Source organism: Methylobacterium sp. B1 (assembly GCF_000333255.1).
Taxonomy (GTDB): domain Bacteria; phylum Pseudomonadota; class Alphaproteobacteria; order Rhizobiales; family Beijerinckiaceae; genus Methylobacterium; species Methylobacterium fujisawaense.
This window is the reverse complement of sequence record NZ_BACT01000905.1, coordinates 1-2,521: the sequence shown is the minus strand read 5'-3', so window position 1 is coordinate 2,521 and position 2,521 is coordinate 1. Positions and strand designations below refer to the sequence as shown.

2 protein-coding genes and 1 pseudogene are annotated in these 2,521 nt (G+C 67.2%); all 3 read right to left on the bottom strand.

Going from position 1 to position 2,521, the window contains the following annotated elements; genetic code table 11:
- Window positions 1-374: pseudogene (locus I53_RS25665) on the bottom strand (hypothetical protein); the annotation flags it as partial.
- Window positions 371-1,516, bottom strand: coding sequence for a pyrroloquinoline quinone biosynthesis protein PqqE (gene pqqE / locus I53_RS25660; RefSeq protein ID WP_043356145.1), 1,146 nt, complete (start codon window positions 1,514-1,516; stop codon window positions 371-373). The pseudogene I53_RS25665 and the gene pqqE, both read right to left, overlap by 4 nt.
- The coding region (pqqC, locus tag I53_RS25655) for a pyrroloquinoline-quinone synthase PqqC (RefSeq protein WP_043356143.1) at window positions 1,513-2,521 on the bottom strand (1,009 nt) is incomplete at its 5' end. The genes pqqC and pqqE, both read right to left, overlap by 4 nt.

Sequence of the window (2,521 nt, the reverse complement as noted above, 5' to 3'; positions counted from 1 at the left end):
GGGTTACCCGCCATGTCCTCGAACGGGCCGGCCGGCACACGGTTCAGCCCGGAAAACATCACGACGCTGATATCCCGGCCTTCCGCGCTCTTTCCGGGCTCGACCTTCAGCTGGACCGTGTCTTCCAGCGGCGCCCCGAACGGCCCCTTCGCGATGCCCGAACGGCGCAGATAATCATAGGTCAGCGTCGACCCCGGCGCCGCATTCTTCATATGCGGCTGGTCGAACAGCAGATCCGCGGCGGACGGCGCAGCGGCCGCGTTGGCCTGGGTCACGATGGCGGGCTTCGACGCATCCTCGGCGAGGGCCGGCAGCACGGCCAGCCCGAGCGCGACGGACGTCGTAGCAAGACCCTTTACGACAAGACCTCTCACGAGTGGACTTCCTCCTTGAGCGGCGACCGAACGTTGCTGCCGATCGTCCGATAAATGTAATCCGGCGGGTTTTCCGCAGCTTCCTCCGCGGCAAGGGCTCGCACCTTGGCGTGGAGCGGGGAGAGCGAGCAGGCAGGATCGGTGGCGGCCGCGTCCCCGGCGAGGGCCAGGGCCTGACAGCGGCAACCGCCCCAGTCCTTCTCGCGCCGGTCGCAGGAGCGACAAGGCTCCTTCATCCAATCGGTGCCGCGATAGGCGGTGAAGGCGGGCGAGTCGCGCCAGATCTCGCCCAGCGAGTGATCGTTGACGTTCCAGAATTCCAGCCCCGGGATCGTCTCCGCCGCGTGGCAGGGGAGGACCTTGCCCTGGGGCGTCACGTTCATCAGCTTGCGGCCCCAGCCGCCCGCGCAGGCCTTAGGATATTTCGCATAATAGTCCGGCACGACGAGGTCGATGACGAGTTGGCCCTTCAGGCGCTCCCGGGCTGCCTCGACGATCCGGATCGACTCGTCCACCTGCGCCTTGTCGGGCATCAGCGCCGCGCGGTTGACGTAGGCCCATCCGTAATACTGCGTGTGCGCCACCTCGAGCCGCTTGGCGCCCATCTTCACCGCGAGGTCGATGAAGCCCGCCACCTCGTGGATGTTGCCGCGGTGAATGACCGAATTCAGCGTCAGGGGCAGGCCGAGTTCGACAACCTTGGCGGCGAACTCGAACTTCTGCGGCTGGGCGTTCTTAAGGCCGCCGATCTTCTCGGCATTCTGCGCGTCGACGCCCTGCACCGAGAGCTGCACGTGGTCGAGCCCGACATCGTAGAGCGCCTGGAGCTTCGCGAGCGCCCCGCCGACGCCGGAGGTGATCAGGTTCGAGTAGAGGCCGAGATCGGCGCAGGTCTTGGTGATCTCGACGATGTCGTTGCGTGCCGTCGGCTCGCCGCCGGACAGGTGCACGTGCAGGACACCGAGGGCCGCGGCCTCCCCGAGCACGCGCTGCCACGTCTGCGTGTCGAGCTCGCCCGACCGGCGGTCGAGTTCCAGCGGATTCGAGCAATAGGGGCAGCGCAGCGGGCAGCGATGGGTCAGCTCAGCGAGCAGACCCACCGGGGCCGGCGCATCGGGCCGGTTCGGCGTCAGCGCATTCATCGCTCAAGAACCCGTTTCTCCGCGAGGCCGTCGAGCATCACCAGGATGTCGGCCTCAATGGCCCGCGGCTCGGCCGCGTACGTCTTTCCGAGTTCGTCCGCGATGTCGGCGACGCTGCGCACGCCGTCCACGAGCTTGAGCACCGCGACGGCGTTGTCGTCGAGATCGAAGGTGCGCTCGGGGGCGAGCAGAACCCACTTGCCGCGGGTTTCGTCGTTGCGCAGCCGGACGCCGCGCGGCAGCCGCGGACGGTCGCCGGCCGCCATCTTCCGGTTCCCGCCCACCCGGGCCGGAGACGCCTCGGCCACGAGACCCTCGCCCGGTTGCCACGCGTCCGGGGGGACCATCCCGGGGGAAACGTAGGCGAAGTACAGGGCGTCGAGTTGCGTCCAGAGGACGTTGCACTTGAACGTCAGCGCCGCCATGGCCTTCCGCTGCAGCTCCGGCGTGGTCGCGTGCTGCTTGACGTAGTCCAAGGCGAAATCGGCATCCCGCGGCGCCTGGGTGAGACGCTTGTCGAAATACGCCAGCGTCTCCTTGGTGATGAAGTCATAGTTCTTCAGCATCCCGGCGACACGCTCCGAGATGATCGTCGGCGAGAACATCTCGGTCAGCGACGAGGCGATCGCCTCCAGGAGCGTCTTCTCGGTGACGAAGTGCACATAGGCCTCGACCGAGAACTTCGTGGCCGAGAGAATGCCGCGGGTCGACAGGACGTAGTCGCGGTCGAAGCCCACGCCCTCGGCGAGCTTCAGCCACCGCTCGATACCGCCGTCACCCTCGTGGTCGCCGTCATGATCGACGATGCGCTGGCGCCAGATCCGCCGCAGCGACGCGTCGGTCATGCGCGCCAGAACGGCGGCATCCTTCACCGGAATCATCGCCTGGTAGTAGTAGCGGTTCAAGGCCCAGGCCCGGACCTGATCCTTCGACAGCTTGCCGTCATGGAGCAGGCGGTGGAACGGATGCAGGTGTGGTACCGGCGCGAGGCCAAGGGGTCGACCG